Consider the following 17,832-nt stretch of genomic DNA (forward strand, 5'->3'; position numbering starts at 1 on the left):
CGCGTGACCTTCCTGGCGGGCGCGGTGATCGCGGCCGTGGCGGCGGCGCTGGCCGCCGCGCTGGTGCGCTCGCGCAACCGCGAGCTGGCCGGCCACGGCGACGCGCCTGCCGCGCATTGATGCGGCCGCGCCACGTCTTTTGAATTGTTGACGGTCGGCATGCGCGGCCGGGAGTAATCTGGCAGCGCCCCTCCCCCGACAGGAAGCACCACCATGCCATTCCTCGCCAGCGCCCATCTGCTGCGCCACCGCGACGGCCACGAGGCCCGCGTCACCTTTGTCGAGCTGTTCTTCGACCTGGTCTATGTCTTTGCCGTGACGCAGCTCTCGCACAGCCTGCTGCACGATCTGACCCTGATGGGCGCGCTGCACACGCTGGTGCTGTGGTTCGCGGTGTGGCTGGGATGGCAATACACCTGCTGGGTCACCAACTGGTTCGATCCCGACGCGGTGCCGATGCGGCTGATGCTGTTCAGCGTGATGCTGGTGGGGTTGGTGGCCGCCGCCGTCCTTCCCGGCGCCTTCGGCGCGAACGGGCTGATCTTCGCAATCTGCTACGTGCTGATCCAGGTGGGCCGCACCTTGTTCGTGGTGCTGCACCTGGGGCCGTCGCATCCGCTGGCGCCGAATTTCCGGCGCATGCTGGGCTGGCTGTGCATCTCGGCGGTGTTCTGGGTCGCTGGCGGACTTGCCTCGGGCGATACGCGGCTGGCGTTGTGGATCGTGGCGGTGGCCTGCGAGTATTTTTCGCCCATGGCCGGCTTCTGGCTGCCCGGCCTGGGCCGCTCCCGCACCCGCGACTGGACCATCGAGGGCGGCCACCTGGCCGAGCGCTGCCAGTTGTTCGTCATCGTGGCGCTGGGCGAAACCCTGCTGATCACCGGCGCCACGCTGGGCGAGCACCCGCACTGGGACATCCCCACCCTGATCGCGCTGCTGGCCGCGTTCCTGGGCACGGCGGCGATGTGGTGGGTGTACTTCGACACCAGCAGCAAGGATGGCAGCGAAGCCATCGCGCACCACGCCGATCCGGGCCGGGTCGGGGCCTACTTCCACTACGTGCACGTGATCCTGATCGCCGGCGTGATCGTCTCGGCGGTGGCCAACGAACTGGTCATCCTGCACCCGGACGGCCGCATCGTCGCGGCGGCGGCGTCCGCGCTGCTCGGCGGCCCGGCGCTGTACCTGCTGGGCAACGGCATCTACAAGACGGTGGTGTATGGCCGCTTCCCGCTGTCGCACGTGGCGGGGCTGGTGCTGCTGGCCATCCTGGCGCCGATCGCGTTCGTCACCGACAACCTGATGGTGGGCGGGCTGACGACGCTGATCATGCTGCTGGTGGCCGGGTGGGAAAGCGTGTCGCGGCGGCGGATGCGGGCGGCGCACTAAGGGCGTCACCCCCGCTTGCCAAACACCGACTTGGGCGCGCGGCCGTGGAACCGTGTGAAGGCGGCGCTGAAGTTGGCCGGGTGGCGGTATCCGACCCGGTACGCCGCCTGCGCCACCTGGCAGCCGGTCTCCAGCAACTCCCAGGCGCGGCGCATGCGCATCGCGGTCAGCAGCCGCATCGGGCTGTCGCCGTATAGCGCGCGAAAGCCCTGCTTGAGCTTGAATTCATTCAACCCGGTCGCCAGGCACAGGTATTGCACCGTCAGTTCGCGATCCATCTGTTCGCGCATCAGCGCATGGGCCCGCTCCAGCCGGGCAATGTCGGCCTGGCTGAACCGGCCCGCCGCTGGCGCCGGCGCCAGCGCGCGCAACTGGCGTGACAACAGGGTCAATGCCTTGATGTGGATGTCCAGCGGGTCGCTGGCCCGCGCCAGTTCGGCCGCGACGGCGCCCAGGTCGGCGCTGGTGCGGCCCTGCGCCAGCCGCCGCAGGCCGCCGGCGCCGAACAGCGCCTCGGCCTGGGCCTGGCCGGCGTAGCGGCGCAGCGCCGGCTCGCCCACCAGCAGGCGCAATTGCGAGACGGTGCAGCCGCCCAGGTAGCGGCGCTCGCCCAGGTGACGACGAAACGCCGTCACCGTGGTCTGGCCGCCGCGAAAATCCAGCTCGGCGCCATCGGCGCCGCGATAGGCCGAGACCCCGCCCAGGGCCAGCGTGATGACCAGCGTGCGCCCGCCATGCGCGGCGGCGTTCTCCTCGATCAGGTCGCGCACGGGGGTGTATTGCGAATGCACCAGGGCCAGCCCCTCGCCCAGGTCCAGGCGGTCGGCCACGCACTCGCCCAGATCCGCCGGCAGCGCCAGCCGCGACCAGCCGGGACGGGCGGCCGGACCGGGTTGGGCGAGCGTGGCGGAGATGCGCAGGGACATGGTTTCGACGGCGGATGACAGGTGGCGGGACGGGGGCGGTATGGGAGCCAGAAACGGGTTCCGGCGCGGATGCGCCGGATCGCATACGAATGGCTCCGGTTCGCATATGAATGCTAATGATAGGCGTTCGCATAAGGAAATACCATCTTCGGGACGGCGCCGCGCGTTCGGCCGCCGTGACGGCTTGCACAGGAATCCCGATGAACCGCTCTCTTCCCCACCCTCGCACCGCCTGGGTTGTGCTGTGGCTTTGCGCCACGCCCGCCGCGCTGGCGCAGCCCGCCGCGCAGCCGGCCGACGGTCCGGCCGCGCCTGCCGCACCGCTTTCTTCCGCGTCCCCACCCACGACTTCTGCAGCACCGACGCCGGGTTCCCCCGCCGCCGCGCAACTGCCCGCCATCACCGTCACCGCCGACAAGCAGGAGCGCGACCTCGAATCGCTGCCCGGCAGCCTCTCGGTGTTCGACGGCGACATGCTCGAAAGCCAGGGCGTCGTCGACCTGGAGGGCCTGCAGCGCATCACGCCCGGCCTGACGTTCCAGCCGTTCGGCCAGGCGGGCGTCAATGCGGCCGTGATGCGCGGCCTGTCGGCCAACTTCTTTTCGTTCTCGACTTCGACTCTGCTGGTGGTGGACGGCGTGCCCACGCTGATGGCGCAGGGCTTCGACGACCAGTTGCTGGATATCGACCGCGTCGAGGTTCTGCGCGGCCCGCAATCGGCGCTCTATGGCCGCAACGCGGAAGCCGGCGTCATCAACGTCCACACCCGCCAGCCGGGCGACAGCCTGCGCGGCAGCGTCTCCACCACCGTGGGCAGCCGCGACCTGCGCATGCTGCGCTTCGACCTGAGCGGGCCGATCGTCGACGACACGCTCTACGCCAGCGTGGCCGGCGCCTGGCGCGGCCAGGACGGCTTCATCGACAACACCTACACCGGCCGGCGCGAGGACGACCGCGAGCTGCGCAACGGCAAGCTGGCGCTGCGCTGGACGCCGTCGGCGCGCACCGACGCCACCTTGCGCTATGCGCAGATCAACTACCGCGACGGCGCCGCGCTGTGGGGCTCGCCCACGGCGCCACGCGCCACCGTGGCGTCCGGCACGCCGGGCTGGAACCGGTCCATCGGCCGCAGCGCTTCGCTGTCGCTGCGCCACGACCTGGACGGCGGCCTGCGCCTGACGTCGGTGACGGCCTGGAACGACCTGCGCGACCGCGTGCAGCAGGACACCGATTTCCAGCCCGCCGATCTGCTGCACATCGCCCGCGACCATCATTTCCGCAATCTGTCGCAGGAGCTGCGGCTGGAAGGCGCGCTGGGCCGCGCCCACTGGCTGGCGGGGTTGTACGCCGACGGCGACGACCATGACCTGCGCAATACGCAGAAGATGCCGCGCGGCCAGACCGACAGCGTGGTGCGGCTGCGCGGCCAGTCCGGCGCCGCCTTCACTCACTGGACCGTAACGCTGGCCGAGCGCTGGACCCTGGAGGCCGGCGCCCGCGTCGAGCGCGACGCCGTGCGCTTCACGCCGCAAGGCGACCGCGCGCGCCGCGCCGACTGGACCCGCGTTACGCCCAAGCTGGCGCTGCAATACGCCTTCGCGCCGCGCCAGCAGGTCTATGCCTCGGTCGCGGATGGCTTTCGCGCGGGCGGCTACAACGTGTTTTCGCCGGCCTCCGACTACGCCGCCTACCAGCCGGAAACGCTGCGCGCGTACGAGCTCGGCGCCAAGGGTTGGCTGCCCGGCAACCGCCTGCGCTACGCCGCCGCGTTCTACGTGATGACGGTCGACAACATGCAGGTGCAGCAGATGCCGCTGCCGGGCCTGGTGTACGTCACCAATGCCGCGTCGGCGCGTTCGATCGGGGCGGAATTCGAGCTCGAATACCTGCTGGGCCAAGGCTGGTCGCTGCAGGCCGGATTGGGCCTGAACCGCACCCGCTTCAGCCACTTTCGCGATGGCGCCAACGACTACAGCGGCAACCAGAACCCATTCGCGCCGCGCCTGAACGGCCACCTGACCGCGCGCTACGACGCCCCGGCCGGCTGGTACGCGCAGGCCTCGCTGAGCGGCACCGGCCCGGTCTACCTGGACGCCGCCAACCGCTACCGCCGCAACGGCTACGCGCTGGTCAACCTGGCCGCCGGCGTCACCGTGCGGCAGGTGGAAATCGCCGCCTACGTCAACAACCTCGCCAACCGGCGCTACGACGCGGTGGGCTACCAGAACGGCATCGTCACCGTCTACAGCCCGCCGCGCGAAGTGGGCCTGCGCCTGACCTGGCGCCTTTGATCGTCAACACAAGGAACCCGCCATGCCGACTTCCCCCCTGCCCCTGCAACGCTATTGGGACCTGGCCGCCGCGCCGGTCGAAACCGCGGCACTCGACGCGGCCCTGGAATTGAACCTGTTCGCGCACCTGGTGGCGCCGGCCAGCGCCGCGCACGTCGCGCAGGCGCTGGCGCTGCGCCCCGCCGCCGCCGAGCACCTGCTGGACCTGCTGTGGAGCCTGCGCCTGCTGCACCGCATCGCGGGCGAGCCGCCGCTCTACCGCTGCGGCGTCACCGCGCGCGACCACTTCGTGGCGGGACGGCCGCACTACTGCGGCGACGCCTGGCGCTACCGGCGCCGCGCGCTGGCGCAATCCGGCGAGCAATTGATGCAGCGGTTGCGCCAGGATCCCGCCGCAACACCAGCCGCCCCGTCCGAGGCCGGCGCCTGGGCCAACGCGGCGCGCGTGCAGATCGGCCAGGAACAACGCGCCCTGGCCGTGGCGGCGGCGCGCGAGGCGGTCGCCTGCGTGCCCGGCGCCGACACGGCCCGCCGCATCCTCGACCTGGGCGGCGGTCCGGGCCTGATCGGCATCGCGCTGGTGCAGGACCGCCCGCAGGCCTGCGGCGTGGTGTTCGACTGGCCCGAGACCGCCGCCGTGGCGCGCGAGAACATCGCCGCCGCCGGCCTGGCGGAGCGCATGGCGGCGGTGGGCGGCGACCTGGCCACGGCGGATATCGGCGCCGGCTACGACCTGATCTGGTGCTCGTCGGTGCTGCATTTCGTGCCCGACGCCGCCGCCGCGATCCGCAAGATGCACGATGCGCTGGCGCCGGGCGGCCTGCTGGTCATGGCGCACGCCGAGGTCCCGGATGACGCGGACGCCGCCGCGCGCGTGCTGCGCTATTACCTGCCGATGCTGCTGCTGGGCCGGCGCGTCACGCGCCAGGGGGAATTGGCCGAGGCGCTGCGCGCCGCCGGCTTCGCCGAGGTGCGCGGCTTCGATTCCGACCGCTTTCCGCTGGCGCCGCTGCATGTGCTGTCGGCGCGGCGGACCGCGCCATGACGCCGCGCCTGCGCCATGGCCTGGCCCAGGCCCTGTTCGGCTGGCTCAACCTGGCGCTGACGGCGCCGGGCGTCTATCTGTGGCTGGGGCTGCCGCTGGTGCTGCGCCAGCACGGCTGGTCAGGCACCGCCATCGGCCTGTTCCAGTTGGCCAGCCTGCCGACCGTGTTCAAGTTCCTGCTGGCGATGCCGTTGGACCGGCGCGGCGCGGGCCAGGGCGGCTATCGGCGCTGGACGGTGTCCCTGCTGCTGGCCTACGCCGCCGTGCTGCTGGCGCTGGGCTGGCGCGACCTGTTGAACGATGGCGCCACGCTGTTCGCGCTGGCGGCCGCCGCCGCGCTGGCCGGCACCTGGGCCGACGTGCCCGTCAACGCGCTGGCGATCCGCGTGTTGCCGGCGGCCGGCCGCGCCTCGGCGGGCGGCATCCGCTCGATGGCGCTGTGCCTGGGCGCCATCGCCGGCGGTGGCCTGATGCTGCTGGCGCAGGCGCGCTGGGGCTGGCAGGCGCCGTTCCTGATCATGGCGGGCGCGCTGGCGTTGGGCGCGGCGTTGACCTTGCTGCTGCGGGAAACCATGGACGCCATGCATGCCGGGCGCGCCGACGACGATGCGGTCGCCTCGCGTGATGCACACGTCGGCATGGCCTGCGCATCGACGCCGGATGACGCACAGGGGCAACCGCGCGCGCCCCTGCCCGCCAACGACACGACCTCGGCCACACGCCAGGCCATCGCGTACCTGCGCCTGCCCGCCAGCCGCCGCTGGCTGCCGCTGCTGGCCCTGCTGTTCCCCTTCATCGGCGCCGGCTGGTTCTATCTGAAGCCGTTGCTGCTGGACCAGGGGCTGGCGCCGCAACGCGTGGCCTGGCTGGTCGGCGTCGCGGGCGGCGCGGTGGGCGCCTTGGCCAGCATCGCGGGCGCGCGGCTGCTCAAGCGCCTGGGCGCGGGCCGCGCGGTGCGGCTGCACGCCGGCGCCGGGGCCGCCGCGTTGCTGGCATTGACGCTGGCGGTCGGCCTGGACGCGGGCCCGATCGCGCTGGCTACCTGCGCCATGATGGTGGCGACGGCCATGGGCGCCACCGCCGCCCTGGCGTTCGGACTGATGATGTCGCACGCAAGGGCGGGCCTGCAGGCGCTGGACTACGGCATCCAGTCCAGCGTGTTCGCACTGACGCGCATCGCCGCGCCGCTGGCGGCCGGGCTCCTGCTCGATATGGCTGGCCCGGTCGCGATGCTGGCGATGCTGACGGCGGGCGCGGCGGCCGCGCTGGCGCTGGCTTGGCGGCAGGCGACCGCGCTGCCTGGCTAGGGGTTCGCGTTACCGGGCCTTGATCGCTCGACCCTGAAACGCGCCGCTCGCGCCGGCCATCGGGCGCCCCGCCAACGCCCTCAACCGCCCGGCCGGTGTTCGGCCAGCACCGCGCGCATCGACTGCGCCGCGCCCTGCAGCACCGGCACCGCGCGCAGCAGGTCGTCGAGCATCAGCCGCGCGGTGGGCGCGTGGCATGCCACCGCCGCCACCACGCGGTCCTGCGCGTCGCGCACCGGCACCGCCACCGCGCTCATGCCGCGCACGAACTCCTCGTTGTCGATGCCGATGCCGCGCGTGGCCAGGCGTTCCAGTTCGTCTTCGAGCCGCGCCGGGTCGGTCAGCGTGCGCGGCGTGTTGCGCGTGAGCGGCAGGCGCGCCAGCACGCGACCGCGCTCCAGCCGGTTCATCGACGCCAGGAACAGCTTGCCGCTGGCGGTGCAGTGCATCGGCACATGACTGCCGACCGCGAAGAACAGGCGCAGCGGTTCGGTGGTCTCGACCCGCTCCATGTAGATCACCTGGTCGCCGTCCGGCGCGGTGAGATTGCAGGTTTCGCCCAGCTTGCCGACCAGTTGCGCCAGCACCGCGCGGCAGGCGCGCGTGAAGGCCGAGGCATGCAGCGTCGACAGCGCCAGCGCGGTGGCCTGCGGCCCCGGCACGTAGCCGTTTTCAGTGGGCGTGGCGGCGACGAAGCCGGCGCGCTGCATGGCCGCCAGCAAGCGCATCAGGGTGGACTTGGGCATGTCCAGGCGCTGCGCCAATTGCGCCAGCGTGGGCGGATGCTGGGCACGGGCCAGGTAGTCCAGCACCAGCAGCGCGCGCAGCGAACGCGCGGCATCCCGCGGCTCGTCGGCGTCGGGCGTCCGCGCCGATGCTGCACTGCGATTTTGAAACCGAAGATCCATGTTCTGTGCCATTTCCCCGTTCCCGCGCTTGCCGCGCTTTCTTTCCCGTGGCGGCTTCCTAGAATCGCCACAGATACGGAACCTTTGCGCGTCGCCGCGCCCCCCTCGCATCAGGCCAGTATATAAGTGCCCAGCGGCGCGGCAAGCAGGGTAAACGCGCCGTCCGGACGAGGGACTCCCCGCGTCCCGGCACGGCCAGGCCAAGGAGGAAACAGACATGTCCGATGCCGTGGACTACATCGTGGTGGGGGCCGGCTCCGCCGGCTGCGTGCTGGCGAACCGCTTGAGCGCCAGCGGCCAGCACAGCGTGTGCCTGCTGGAGGCCGGGCCGCCGGACCGCTCGCCGTGGATCCACATCCCCATCGGCTACGGCAAGACCATGTTTCACAAGGTGCTGAACTGGGGCTACTACACCGAGCCCGACCCCAACATGCTGGACCGCCGCATCTACTGGCCGCGCGGCCGCACGCTGGGCGGTTCCAGCGCCATCAACGGCCTGATCTACATCCGCGGCCAGCGGCGCGACTACGACGACTGGGCCGCCGCCGGCAACCCCGGCTGGAGCTGGGACGACTGCCTGCCCTACTTCCGCAAGCTGGAAAACAACGACCTCGGCGAAGGCGCCACACGCGGCACGGAGGGGCCGCTGAACGCCACCTCCATCAAGACGCCGCATCCGCTGGTCGAAGGCCTGATCGGCGCCGCCGGCGCGCTGGGCCTGCCGCACGTGCGCGACTTCAATACCGGCGACCAGGAAGGCGTGGGCTACTACCAGCTCACCACCCGCAACGGCCGCCGCTGCTCCACCGCCGTGGCCTACCTGCGCCCGGCGCGCGGCCGCGCCAACCTGCGGGTGGAGACCGGCGCGCACGCCATGGCGATCCTGTTCGAGGGCAGCCGCGCCTGCGGCGTGCGCTACCGCCAGGACGGCCAGGTGCGCACCCTGCGCGCCCGCCGCGAGGTGATCCTGTGCGCCGGCGCGCTGCAATCGCCGCAACTGCTGCAACTGTCGGGCGTGGGGCCGGCCGCGCTGCTGCGCCGCTTCGGCATCGGCGTGGTGCGCGACCTGCCCGGCGTGGGCGAGAACCTGCAGGACCACCTGCAGATCCGCCTCATCTACGAGACGCGCCGGCCCATCACCACCAACGACCAGTTGCGCACGCTGCACGGCCGCGCCGCGATGGGGCTGCAATGGCTGCTGTTCCGCGGCGGGCCGCTGGCGGTAGGCATCAACCAGGGCGGCCTGTTCTGCCGCGTCGATCCGGCCAGCGCCACGCCCGACACCCAATTCCATTTCGCCACGCTGTCGGCCGACATGGCCGGCGGCAAGGTGCATCCGTTCTCGGGCTGCACCTATTCGGTGTGCCAACTGCGGCCGTCCTCGCGCGGCACGGTGCGGTTGCGCAGCGCCGATCCGTTCGAGGCGCCCGCCATGCAGCCCAACTACCTGTCCACCGAATTGGACCGGCGCATGACGGTAGCCGCGGTCAAGTACGCGCGCCGGCTGGCCGCCACCGAACCGCTGGCCGGCCTGATGAAGCGCGAATTCCGGCCCGGGCCCGAGGTGCAGGGCGACGACGAGATCCTGCACTTCTGCCGTGAGTACGGCGCCACTATCTTCCACCCGTCGGGCACCGCGAAGATGGGCCCGCGCGCAGACCCCCTGGCGGTGGTCGACGAGCGCCTGCGGGTGCACGGCGTGAGCGGGCTGCGGGTGGTGGATTGCTCCATCATGCCGACGCTGGTCTCGGGCAACACCAACGTGCCGGTGGTGATGGTGGCCGAGCGCGCGGCCGATTTCATCCTGCAAGACCTGCACGCGACACGGCCGCGCGTCCAGGCGCAGCCGGTATTGCAACAGGCGGCATGACATGAGCTGACCGCAACCCGCGGAGCGGCGCCGCAGAGCGCCGCCCGCTTCCCCCCAAAGGAGACAGGCATGGCCAAGCAGAACGAAACCGCGGTGCGCAGAGTCGTCGCCGCCTCGCTGATCGGCGCCACTATCGAGTGGTACGACTTCTTCCTGTACGGCGTGGTCGCCGGCATCGTGTTCAACAAGCTGTACTTTCCCACTGGCGACCCGCTGGTCTCGACCATGCTGGCCTACACCACCTTCGCGGTGGGCTTCATCACCCGGCCGCTGGGCGGGCTGGTGTTCGGCCACTTCGGCGACCGCATCGGCAGAAAGAGCATGCTGGTGATGACGCTGATGATCATGGGCCTCTCCACCTTCCTGATCGGCCTGGTGCCCACCTATGACAGTATCGGCCTGTGGGCGCCGATCCTGCTGCTGCTGTTGCGCGTGTTCCAGGGCATCGGCCTGGGCGGCGAATGGGGCGGCGCGGTGCTGATGGCCTACGAATACGCCCCGCCGGGGAAAAAGGGCTACTACGCCTCGCTGCCGCAGATCGGCCTGGCGATCGGCCTGTGCCTGGCGTCCGGCACGGTGGCGCTGCTGTCGACGCTGCTGACCGACGCGCAGTTCATGGCCTGGGGCTGGCGCCTGGCGTTCCTGGCCTCGGCCGCGATGGTGGCGGTGGGCATGTACATCCGCCTGAACATCAAGGAAACGCCCGAGTTCGCGGCGGTCAAGCGCGACAACGCCGAAAGCCGCATCCCGTTCATGGACATGATCCGCCGCTACCCGGGCAACGTCGCCAAGGGCATGGGCGCGCGCTACATCGACGGCGTGTTCTTCAACGTCTTCGGGGTGTTCTCGATCTCGTACCTGACCCAGACATTGCAGATCACGCGGACCGAGGCGCTGACCGGCGTGATGGCGGCGGCGCTGGTGATGTGCTTTTCGATTCCCTATTTCGGCCGGCTGTCCGACCGCATCGGGCGCACGCGGGTGTATTTCTGGGGCTCGCTGATCACGGCGGTGGCCGCCTTTCCGGGCTTCTGGCTGATGCTCAACAGCCAGGGCAGCGTGATGCAGGTGTGGCTGGCCATCATCATTCCGTTCGGCATCTTCTACGCCGCCGTCTACGGGCCGGAGGCGGCGCTGTTCTGCGAGCTTTTCGACGCCAAGGTGCGCTACACCGGCATCTCGTTCGTGTACCAGTTCTCGGGAATTTTCGCCTCGGGCATCACGCCGATCATTGCCACCGCGTTGCTCAAGACCGGCGATGGCCAGCCCTGGCTGATCTGCCTGTACGTGCTGTTCGCGGGCGTGGTGTCGGCCTTGTGCGCCTGGCTGATCGGGCGCGGTGGGCGCAGCGGGGCGCAGCAGGACACGCTGGCGCCCGCCGCCGCCGCGAACCTGCGCAAGGCCTGAAGCGCGGCGCGGCGCCGTTCAGGCCACTTTCACCGGCCGGCCAAAGAACGGATAGTTGGGATCGTTGTAGCCGTGGGTCGAGGCGTGGCCCGGCGTGACCCAACTGTCCACCAGCGCTTCGTCCTCGGGCGTGATGGTGACCTCCAGCGCCGCGTAATAGTCATCCATCTGCGCCAGCGTGCGCGGGCCGGCGATGACGCCGGTGACGATCGGATTGGCCAGCACCCAGGCGGTGGCGAAATGGCCTGGCTGCACGCCGCGCGCGGCGCTGTGCTCGACCAGCCGCTGCGCGATCTGCAGCGATTCTTCGCGGAACTCGGTGGCCAGGATGCGGCGGTCGCCGCGCCCGGCGCGGGTGTCGGCCGCCGGCGCCTGGCCCGGCAGGTACTTGCCGGTGAGCACGCCGCGCGCGATCGGGCTGTACGGCACCACGCCCAGGCCATAGTGCTGGCAGGCCGGCAGGATCTCGACCTCGGGGCCGCGATTGAGCATGTTGTAGTACGGCTGGCACACCACCGGCTGCGGCACGCCCAGCTTTTCGCACAGGCGCAGGGTTTCGGCGATGCGCCAGCCGCGGAAGTTCGACAGACCGAAGCTGCGCAGCTTGCCGGCGCGGATCAGGTCGCCCAGCGCCCACAGCGCCTCTTCCAGGTTTTCCTCGTGGTAGTCGCGGTGCAGGTACAGGATGTCCAGGAAATCCGTGCCCAGGCGCGCCAGGCTCTGCTCGACGCCGCGGATCAGCCACTGGCGCGAATAGTGCGACTGGTTCGGGCCCTGGCCCACCACATTGCCGATCTTGCTGGCCAGCACCCAGTCGTGCCGCTGCCCTTGCAGCAGCTTGCCCACCACTTGCTCGGAACGGCCGCTGTTGTAGACGTCGGCGGTGTCGATGAAGTTCAGGCCGTGGTCGCGGGCCGAGGCGACGATGCGCGCGGCTTCGTCGTCCGGCGTCTGCTCGCCGAACATCATGGTGCCCAGGCACAGGGGCGATACGCGAAGATTGCTGGATCCGAGACGGCGGTAGTTCATGGCGAAGTCCTTGGTCGGCGCGCAGGGTGCGCGGGGAAAGCGAAACAGGAAGCGAAGCGGTGCGGCGGGCAAAGGGGAATGTTGCCAGAAGCCGACCGGCATGCCGCTGAAAATCCCTGCCCCGGGCAGGGACTCCACCAACGACAGGCCGGCGGCGTATCAGGCCGGTTGCGCGTCCACCGCCGCCAGGATTTTGCCGAACAGCGCGTCGGCGTGGGCCGAATCGAGCCAGCGCACGATCGCCACCAGCCTGCGTTCGGGCTCGACCCAGGTGAACGAACTGCCCGCGCCCACGCCGAAGAAACTGGACGCCGGCACGCTCGGAAACACGCGGCCCTCGTGGTTCAGCCAGATAAGGTAGCCATAGTACGGCGCGATCGCGCAGGGCTGGCGCATGGCGGCGATCCACTCGGGCGACAGCACCTGGCGGCCGTCGGCGGCGCGGCCCTGGTCCAGCAGCATCTGGCCGATCAGGGCCTGGTCGCGGGCGCTGATCGACATGCCGCCGCCCCAGTGCGAACCGCCCGGCACCGACGGCATGCGCTGGCCGTCGATCTCGACCCAGGCGTTGTCGTAGCCGACCCATTGCCAGTTCTCGCTGGCGCCCAGCGGCCGCGTGACGGCCTCGCGGAACACTTCGGGCAAGGGCCTGCGGAACAGGTGCAGCAGCGCGTACGACAGTTGGTTGATGCGCACGTCGTTGTATTCCCAGTACGTGCCGGGCGCCTGCAAGGGCCGGGCCTCGCCCTTCTTGCCGCCCGGCGGCACGCCGAAGGTGACGGCGCGGTAACGGTCGGCCTGGTCGGAGACGCCGAAGCGTTCGCCTTCCCATTCGCTGGTCTGCTGCAGCAGGTGGCGCCAGGTGATCCGCGCATTGCGGCCCTGGTCGAAGCCGATGCCGGGCACGCGCTTGCCGACCGGCTCATCGACATCGGGCAACAGGCCGCGGTCGTGCGCCAGTCCAGCCAGGATGGCCAGATACAGCTTGGCTACGCTGAAGGTCAGGTCGGCGCGGTCGGGTTCGCCCCACGCGGCGATCTCGCGGCCCTCGCGCAGCACCACGCCCGACACCGGACCGCGGTCGTGCAGCGGGCCCAGCAGGCGGTTCCAGGGCGGCGGATCGTTCTGGTGCACGCCGAACACCCCCGCGACACTGCGGTCCCAGGCGGTTTCGTGGTCGTTGGCGAACTGGATCGCCTGCTGCATGAGCGCGTTCATTGTTTCCCTTGTGTTGTCGTTGGCCAGTGGCGCCTGCGAGTATATCCAGGCGCGCGCGGCGCGCTATCGCCAGGGGCGATCACTCGGGGGGGGAATCACGCGGCGGCGCCAAGGCCCGGCGTCAACGCTGGCGCACGCCTTCCAGGAACATGTTGGTGATGAACTCGGCCAGCGCTTCGCGCTCCTGGGCGTTGGGTTCGCGCCGCGTGAAGCGCTCGATCACGCCCATGAAGGCATGCGACAGCCAGTCCGGCGGAATGTCCTTGCGGAACACGCCGGCGCGCTGGTCGATGCGGATGTTCTCGGAAATCATCTCGACCAGTTCGTCCTTGAGCGCCTCGGCCGCGTCGACCTGGAAAAAGCCGATACGGGTCAGGTTGCGATCCTCCTGCAGGATGCCCAGCCAGTTGCTCACCCCGCGGCGCACGCGCTCTTCGACCGGCAGGTTCTGCTGGTCTTCAGACAGGCGCGCCCGGCAGACTTCCTGCCGCAAGCGCTGCGCGAACATGCCCACGAGTTCGTCGTAGGCCGCCTGCTTGCCGGCGAAATACTGGTAGAACACGGGTTGCGTCACGCCCGCCCGGGCGACAATGTCGCTGATCCGGGTGTGCTGGAATCCGCGCTCGGCGAACTCCGCCGCCGCGACCTCCAGAAGTTGCAAGCGGGTGCGCTCACCTTTGGTCAAACGCTTTTCCTGCGGTACAGAGGGGGATAGTGCCGTCGTCATCGCTTGAAAATACTATTCTTCCGGCCTTTTTGCCATACATTCCCACATACATAGAAACTCCGATGATCCGATTGTCGCGCCCGTTCCACCTTGGCTGCGCCGCCGTGTTCACCCTGGCCCTGTCCGGCTGCGTACCTTATCCCACTTACAAGACGCTGCAGCCGCAGTCGGCCATCACCGTGCGGGATGAGGCCGGGCGGCCGGTGGCCGACGCCCGGGTGGTGTTGATCGCCGGAGCCTATCCGTACGGTTATGACCGCTTCCGCAACGAGGCGCGCACCGATGCCGACGGCCGGGCCCGCTTCGAGGCGCGCCGTGAGTGGCGCGTCGAGGCCCTGGCCATCCATGGCGCGGAAGTGTTCTTCTGGAACTGGTGCGTGGAAAAGGCCGGCTATGCCACCTATGCCACCCATGACCGCAATGCCGATGCGTTCGACCCGCAACCGCAGATCCACCTGCAGGCCGGGGCGTCGACCACTTGCGACAATCCGCAGGGTTCGCCTTTCCTGCGCGACCGGCCGGCCGCGCGCGGCGCCAAGGCGCTGGACACCTCCGCCACGCCTGCGAAGGCGCCGCCAAGCCCCTGAAATCACTTGAAATTTCCATAACTATTGACACAACTATTGCGTCGCGGCGGCGTTACATTACGGTATCGCCAGCCCCCGCAGCACGCGGGCGCCGGGCGGCTCAGGAGCAAGATCATGAAGCGGTTTACAGGTCGTATGGTCGGCGTCGCGCTGGCCCTGGCCTTGGCAAGTTCCCCCGCGCTGGCCGGCGGGTACCACGGTAGCGGCTATCACCATCATCACGGCGGCGGCGGCAACGGCTGGTGGGTGGGCGGCGCGCTGGCGCTGGCTGCCACCGGGCTGATCCTGGCGGCCAATTCCGGCCCGTCGTATGTGCAGACCGGTGTCTATGCCCCTGGCGTGGCGTATTACAGCCCGCCGGTCTACGCCGCGCCAGTGTATGAAACCCCTCCGGTGTACAGCGCCCCGCCGGTCTACCAGGCGCCGACGCAGTACGCGCCGGTGCAGTATGAGCCGGCGCCTGCGGTCGACAAGGCACAGGCCAGCGCCTCGACCGATTGCCAGCGCTGGGCCATGAACCAGAGCGGCTATGATCCGGCCACCATTTCGCAATGGACCACGCAGGTCATGGTGGACAGCTACAACCGCGCCATGGATTCCTGCATGAACAGCCGCGGCTACCGGGCCAACTGAGGCGCCGACTCAGGCGCCTACCAAGGCTTGCCGGTCCCGCCACGACGAGCGCCCCGCGGGGCGCTCGTTGCATTGGCGCTGCCGCTACCGGCCCGCCCCTGCCGCATCGCCTGTCAGGCGCGCCGACGCCTCCAGCCATGCCAGGCGAAGAACAACCCGGCCGCCAGCGCCAGCGCCGCCGGCAGCACCCACACGAAGCCGCTGTCGGTGTAGACGACCTGCTCGACCGGGTCGTAATAGCGGCCCAGTTCGTTGAAGTCCCATTTCAGGTATTGCGCGTACCAGAGCCAGCCGAAGCAGGCCGCGCACAGCAGCGACACCACCGCCCCGATGCGCGCCAGCAGGCGTCCGCGGCCAATGCCGGCCACCAGCCGCCAGGCCGCCACCGCGCCGGCCGCCACCGCCACCAGCACCAGCCAGTCGCCGACATTAAATCCCATCGTCGGCCTCCAGGCGCGCCAGGCAGGCGGCGGCTTCGGCCCATTGGTGTTCGCTGAAGACACGCACGCCGGCCTCGGCCAACAGGTGGGCGGTAACGCCAACGCCGGGCTGCCGCTGGCCGGAAAAACTGCCGTCGTAGACATAGCCGCTGCCACAGGAGGGGCTGCCCTCCTTGAGCACCGCGATGCGGATGGCGCGCCGCCGCGCCACGTCCAGCGCCTGTTGCGCGCCGGCGACGAAGGGCCGGGTGGCGTCCTCGCCCGACACCGTCATCACGCGGGCGCGGCCAGCCAGTACGGCGACGGCATCGGCGCCCGGCTCGATCTCGGCCGGCGGGCGCGGGACCGGCAGGCCGCCGGCCACTTCGGGACAGACCGGCACCACCCGGCCGGCGTCGAGCCAGCCCGCCAGCACGTTGTGATCGCCCGGCACCGAACGCCCGTCGTAACGGACGGGATGGCCAAGCAGACAGGCGCTGACGAGAACGTATTGCATGGGAATTCCGGGCTGGCGGGACGGACGCATGCGACTATGCGGCCCGCGAAGGCCTCATCATAGAACAGGCCCCTGCCCTGCCGCCTGCTACGCCTGGCGGATCGGGCTTGCGCGCCGACTCCCGCGACGGCCCGGGTCGCGGCAGCTAGGCCGACTCCAGCCACCGCCGCAGCGCCGGGTCGCGCACTTCCAGCACTTCGAACAATCCCAGCGCGCGCAGGGCCGGCAGCGCCTCGCGCAGATCGGCGCCGGCCAGTTCGCGGGCCCGCGGCGCGGCGCCGGCATCGCACCAGAGGCGCGCGTTGGCCAGGAACGCGCCGACCGTGCCCTTGCGCACGCTGACGCCCTGGAAATCCGCACTGTCGCGATCGTCCGGCAACACATCCTGAGCTTTCATGGTTTTCTCCAATGGGTGAGTACGGGAACCAGCTTAGTCGTCCACGGCCGGCAAATCTGCGGTATTTTGGTCAATCCATACCGTAATTCTGCCAATCCGCCCGCCCCATCGATCCATCTAATGACGCAGCCCTTCGATTCCGCCTCGCCCTTGATCGCTCCCGCCCTGGCCGCCGCGCGCGGCGGGCCGCGCCTGCTGGCGGTGCGCCGGCAGGACAAGGCCGTGCGCCACACCGCCACGCACCGCCATGCGCGCGGGCAACTGTTCGGCGCCGACGAGGGCCTGCTGACGGTACGGGCCGGCGACCGCCAATGGCTCATGCCGGCCGCGCATGCGGTGTGGGTGCCGCCCGATTGGCCGCACGGCCTGCGCTCGCATGGCCCCTATGCCGGCTACAGCGTCTACCTGAGCCCGGCGGCGTGCGCCGGCCTGCCGGATACGCCATGCGCCTTGCAGGCATCGGCCCTGCTGCGGGCGGCGGTGGAACGCGCCGCCAGTTGGCGCGACGACGCCTGGGACGCCGCGCGCCTGCGCATCGTCGAACTGGTGCGCGACGAGATCCGCGCCCTGCCGCGCGCTGGCGACGGCCTGACGCTGCCGCGCGATGCCCGGCTGCGGCGGCTCGCGCTGGCCTGGTCGGATGCGCCCGCCGACGCCCGGCCGCTGGCGGCCTGGGCCGAGACGATCGGCATGGCGCCGCGCACGCTGGCGCGGCGCTTCCTGGCCGAGACCGGATTGACGCTGGGCGCCTGGCGCCAGCGCGCCCGGCTGATGCAGGCGCGGCAGATGCTGGCGGCCGGCCACGGCGTCACCGCCGCCGCGCTGGAGACGGGCTACGACAACGTCAGCGCTTTCATCGCCGCGTTCAAGCGGGAATACGGCGTGACGCCCGGCCGCTATGACGGCCGGGGCGCGTTGATCGCCTGAGGCTTGCGCCGAGGCTTACGTCAACGTTTGCGCCGCGCGGTCGCCACCGCGCTCATTCGGCGTCGGCGGCCTTGCGCGGACGGCGTGCGCGCGGTGCGGCCTTGGCCGCCGTCTTGCGCGCGCTTTTGCGGGCCGGCTTGGCCGGCTCGCTGTCCGCCGGCGCGGCGGCGGGTTCGGACGCCACGGCCGCTGCCGGCGTCGGGGCCGGCGGCGCCTCGCTGGCCGTGTCCTGGGC

17 protein-coding genes and 1 pseudogene are annotated in these 17,832 nt (G+C 70.6%); 9 read left to right on the plus strand and 9 right to left on the minus strand.

Going from position 1 to position 17,832, the window contains the following annotated elements; genetic code table 11:
* The first annotated feature begins 213 nt into the window (after nucleotides 1-213).
* On the plus strand, nucleotides 214-1,389 hold the full coding sequence (locus tag AC6LKG_RS24785) for a low temperature requirement protein A (RefSeq protein WP_498169302.1): 1,176 nt from the start codon (nucleotides 214-216) through the stop codon (nucleotides 1,387-1,389).
* Between the two features lie 5 nt (nucleotides 1,390-1,394).
* Here AC6LKG_RS24785 and AC6LKG_RS24790 read toward each other — a convergent pair whose 3' ends face one another.
* Complete coding sequence (locus tag AC6LKG_RS24790) at nucleotides 1,395-2,315, minus strand: helix-turn-helix domain-containing protein (protein ID WP_498169305.1); 921 nt, start codon at nucleotides 2,313-2,315, stop codon at nucleotides 1,395-1,397.
* A gap of 200 nt (nucleotides 2,316-2,515) precedes the next feature.
* Here AC6LKG_RS24790 and AC6LKG_RS24795 point away from each other — a divergent pair, with 200 nt between their 5' ends.
* The 3 genes from AC6LKG_RS24795 to AC6LKG_RS24805 are packed head-to-tail and all read left to right on the plus strand — an operon-like array spanning nucleotide 2,516 to nucleotide 6,958.
* The gene (locus AC6LKG_RS24795) at nucleotides 2,516-4,606 is read left to right on the plus strand and encodes a TonB-dependent receptor (RefSeq protein WP_498169306.1); all 2,091 of its coding nucleotides are present in this window, start codon (nucleotides 2,516-2,518) and stop codon (nucleotides 4,604-4,606) included.
* Nucleotides 4,607-4,628: 22 nt separating this feature from the next.
* Nucleotides 4,629-5,651 (plus strand): class I SAM-dependent methyltransferase, encoded by a 1,023-nt coding sequence (locus AC6LKG_RS24800; protein WP_498169309.1) that lies wholly within the window; start codon nucleotides 4,629-4,631, stop codon nucleotides 5,649-5,651.
* Complete coding sequence (locus AC6LKG_RS24805) at nucleotides 5,648-6,958, plus strand: MFS transporter (protein ID WP_498169310.1); 1,311 nt, start codon at nucleotides 5,648-5,650, stop codon at nucleotides 6,956-6,958. The genes AC6LKG_RS24800 and AC6LKG_RS24805 overlap by 4 nt, the downstream gene beginning before the upstream one ends.
* 80 nt (nucleotides 6,959-7,038) lie before the next feature.
* On the opposite strand, the gene AC6LKG_RS24810 is transcribed toward AC6LKG_RS24805, so the two are convergent.
* Entirely contained in the window at nucleotides 7,039-7,878 is an 840-nt protein-coding gene (locus AC6LKG_RS24810; protein WP_498169313.1) for an IclR family transcriptional regulator, read from the minus strand.
* A gap of 205 nt (nucleotides 7,879-8,083) precedes the next feature.
* Between AC6LKG_RS24810 and AC6LKG_RS24815 the strand changes: the two genes are divergently transcribed.
* The gene (locus AC6LKG_RS24815; protein ID WP_498169315.1) at nucleotides 8,084-9,736 is read left to right on the plus strand and encodes a GMC family oxidoreductase; all 1,653 of its coding nucleotides are present in this window, start codon (nucleotides 8,084-8,086) and stop codon (nucleotides 9,734-9,736) included.
* Nucleotides 9,737-9,805: 69 nt separating this feature from the next.
* Nucleotides 9,806-11,143: an MFS transporter gene (locus AC6LKG_RS24820; protein ID WP_498169317.1), complete on the plus strand. Its 1,338-nt coding sequence runs from the start codon at nucleotides 9,806-9,808 to the stop codon at nucleotides 11,141-11,143.
* An 18-nt stretch (nucleotides 11,144-11,161) separates the two neighbouring features.
* On the opposite strand, the gene AC6LKG_RS24825 is transcribed toward AC6LKG_RS24820, so the two are convergent.
* From AC6LKG_RS24825 to AC6LKG_RS24835, 3 genes are all read right to left on the minus strand, one after another.
* Nucleotides 11,162-12,172 (minus strand): aldo/keto reductase, encoded by a 1,011-nt coding sequence (locus AC6LKG_RS24825; RefSeq protein ID WP_498169320.1) that lies wholly within the window; start codon nucleotides 12,170-12,172, stop codon nucleotides 11,162-11,164.
* 159 nt (nucleotides 12,173-12,331) lie between these two features.
* The gene (locus AC6LKG_RS24830) at nucleotides 12,332-13,390 is read right to left on the minus strand and encodes a serine hydrolase domain-containing protein (RefSeq protein ID WP_498169323.1); all 1,059 of its coding nucleotides are present in this window, start codon (nucleotides 13,388-13,390) and stop codon (nucleotides 12,332-12,334) included.
* Nucleotides 13,391-13,511: 121 nt separating this feature from the next.
* Nucleotides 13,512-14,075: a TetR/AcrR family transcriptional regulator gene (locus AC6LKG_RS24835; protein WP_498169325.1), complete on the minus strand. Its 564-nt coding sequence runs from the start codon at nucleotides 14,073-14,075 to the stop codon at nucleotides 13,512-13,514.
* Nucleotides 14,076-14,179: 104 nt separating this feature from the next.
* Here AC6LKG_RS24835 and AC6LKG_RS24840 point away from each other — a divergent pair, with 104 nt between their 5' ends.
* Nucleotides 14,180-14,704 (plus strand): carboxypeptidase-like regulatory domain-containing protein, encoded by a 525-nt coding sequence (locus AC6LKG_RS24840; RefSeq protein WP_498169328.1) that lies wholly within the window; start codon nucleotides 14,180-14,182, stop codon nucleotides 14,702-14,704.
* A gap of 114 nt (nucleotides 14,705-14,818) precedes the next feature.
* On the plus strand, nucleotides 14,819-15,337 hold the full coding sequence (locus AC6LKG_RS24845) for a hypothetical protein (RefSeq protein WP_498169330.1): 519 nt from the start codon (nucleotides 14,819-14,821) through the stop codon (nucleotides 15,335-15,337).
* Between the two features lie 113 nt (nucleotides 15,338-15,450).
* Here AC6LKG_RS24845 and AC6LKG_RS24850 read toward each other — a convergent pair whose 3' ends face one another.
* From AC6LKG_RS24850 to AC6LKG_RS24860, 3 genes are all read right to left on the minus strand, one after another.
* On the minus strand, nucleotides 15,451-15,777 hold the full coding sequence (locus tag AC6LKG_RS24850) for a hypothetical protein (RefSeq protein WP_498169332.1): 327 nt from the start codon (nucleotides 15,775-15,777) through the stop codon (nucleotides 15,451-15,453).
* A complete protein-coding gene (locus AC6LKG_RS24855; protein WP_498169334.1) occupies nucleotides 15,767-16,273 on the minus strand; it encodes a 2-thiouracil desulfurase family protein in 507 nt (168 codons plus the stop codon). The genes AC6LKG_RS24850 and AC6LKG_RS24855 overlap by 11 nt, the downstream gene beginning before the upstream one ends.
* Before the next feature lie 145 nt (nucleotides 16,274-16,418).
* Nucleotides 16,419-16,670, minus strand: coding sequence for a hypothetical protein (locus tag AC6LKG_RS24860; RefSeq protein WP_498169335.1), 252 nt, complete (start codon nucleotides 16,668-16,670; stop codon nucleotides 16,419-16,421).
* 120 nt (nucleotides 16,671-16,790) lie between these two features.
* Here AC6LKG_RS24860 and AC6LKG_RS24865 point away from each other — a divergent pair, with 120 nt between their 5' ends.
* A complete protein-coding gene (locus AC6LKG_RS24865; protein WP_498169337.1) occupies nucleotides 16,791-17,597 on the plus strand; it encodes an AraC family transcriptional regulator in 807 nt (268 codons plus the stop codon).
* Between the two features lie 52 nt (nucleotides 17,598-17,649).
* Here the strand turns inward: AC6LKG_RS24865 and AC6LKG_RS24870 are convergent.
* A pseudogene (locus tag AC6LKG_RS24870) lies at nucleotides 17,650-17,832 on the minus strand (NYN domain-containing protein); the annotation flags it as partial.

The organism is Achromobacter sp. 46006 (assembly GCF_059761975.1).

Coding starts and splice junctions, on each gene's coding strand:
- AC6LKG_RS24800 (WP_498169309.1), top strand. CDS start 4,629: ATGCCGACTTCCCCCCTGCCCCTGCAACGCTATTGGGACCTGGCCGCC.
- AC6LKG_RS24865 (WP_498169337.1), top strand. CDS start 16,791: ATGACGCAGCCCTTCGATTCCGCCTCGCCCTTGATCGCTCCCGCCCTG.
- AC6LKG_RS24840 (WP_498169328.1), top strand. CDS start 14,180: ATGATCCGATTGTCGCGCCCGTTCCACCTTGGCTGCGCCGCCGTGTTC.
- AC6LKG_RS24795 (WP_498169306.1), top strand. CDS start 2,516: ATGAACCGCTCTCTTCCCCACCCTCGCACCGCCTGGGTTGTGCTGTGG.
- AC6LKG_RS24830 (WP_498169323.1), bottom strand. CDS start 13,390: ATGAACGCGCTCATGCAGCAGGCGATCCAGTTCGCCAACGACCACGAA.
- AC6LKG_RS24825 (WP_498169320.1), bottom strand. CDS start 12,172: ATGAACTACCGCCGTCTCGGATCCAGCAATCTTCGCGTATCGCCCCTG.
- AC6LKG_RS24820 (WP_498169317.1), top strand. CDS start 9,806: ATGGCCAAGCAGAACGAAACCGCGGTGCGCAGAGTCGTCGCCGCCTCG.
- AC6LKG_RS24790 (WP_498169305.1), bottom strand. CDS start 2,315: ATGTCCCTGCGCATCTCCGCCACGCTCGCCCAACCCGGTCCGGCCGCC.
- AC6LKG_RS24785 (WP_498169302.1), top strand. CDS start 214: ATGCCATTCCTCGCCAGCGCCCATCTGCTGCGCCACCGCGACGGCCAC.
- AC6LKG_RS24815 (WP_498169315.1), top strand. CDS start 8,084: ATGTCCGATGCCGTGGACTACATCGTGGTGGGGGCCGGCTCCGCCGGC.
- AC6LKG_RS24805 (WP_498169310.1), top strand. CDS start 5,648: ATGACGCCGCGCCTGCGCCATGGCCTGGCCCAGGCCCTGTTCGGCTGG.
- AC6LKG_RS24845 (WP_498169330.1), top strand. CDS start 14,819: ATGAAGCGGTTTACAGGTCGTATGGTCGGCGTCGCGCTGGCCCTGGCC.
- AC6LKG_RS24855 (WP_498169334.1), bottom strand. CDS start 16,273: ATGCAATACGTTCTCGTCAGCGCCTGTCTGCTTGGCCATCCCGTCCGT.
- AC6LKG_RS24860 (WP_498169335.1), bottom strand. CDS start 16,670: ATGAAAGCTCAGGATGTGTTGCCGGACGATCGCGACAGTGCGGATTTC.
- AC6LKG_RS24850 (WP_498169332.1), bottom strand. CDS start 15,777: ATGGGATTTAATGTCGGCGACTGGCTGGTGCTGGTGGCGGTGGCGGCC.
- AC6LKG_RS24810 (WP_498169313.1), bottom strand. CDS start 7,878: ATGGCACAGAACATGGATCTTCGGTTTCAAAATCGCAGTGCAGCATCG.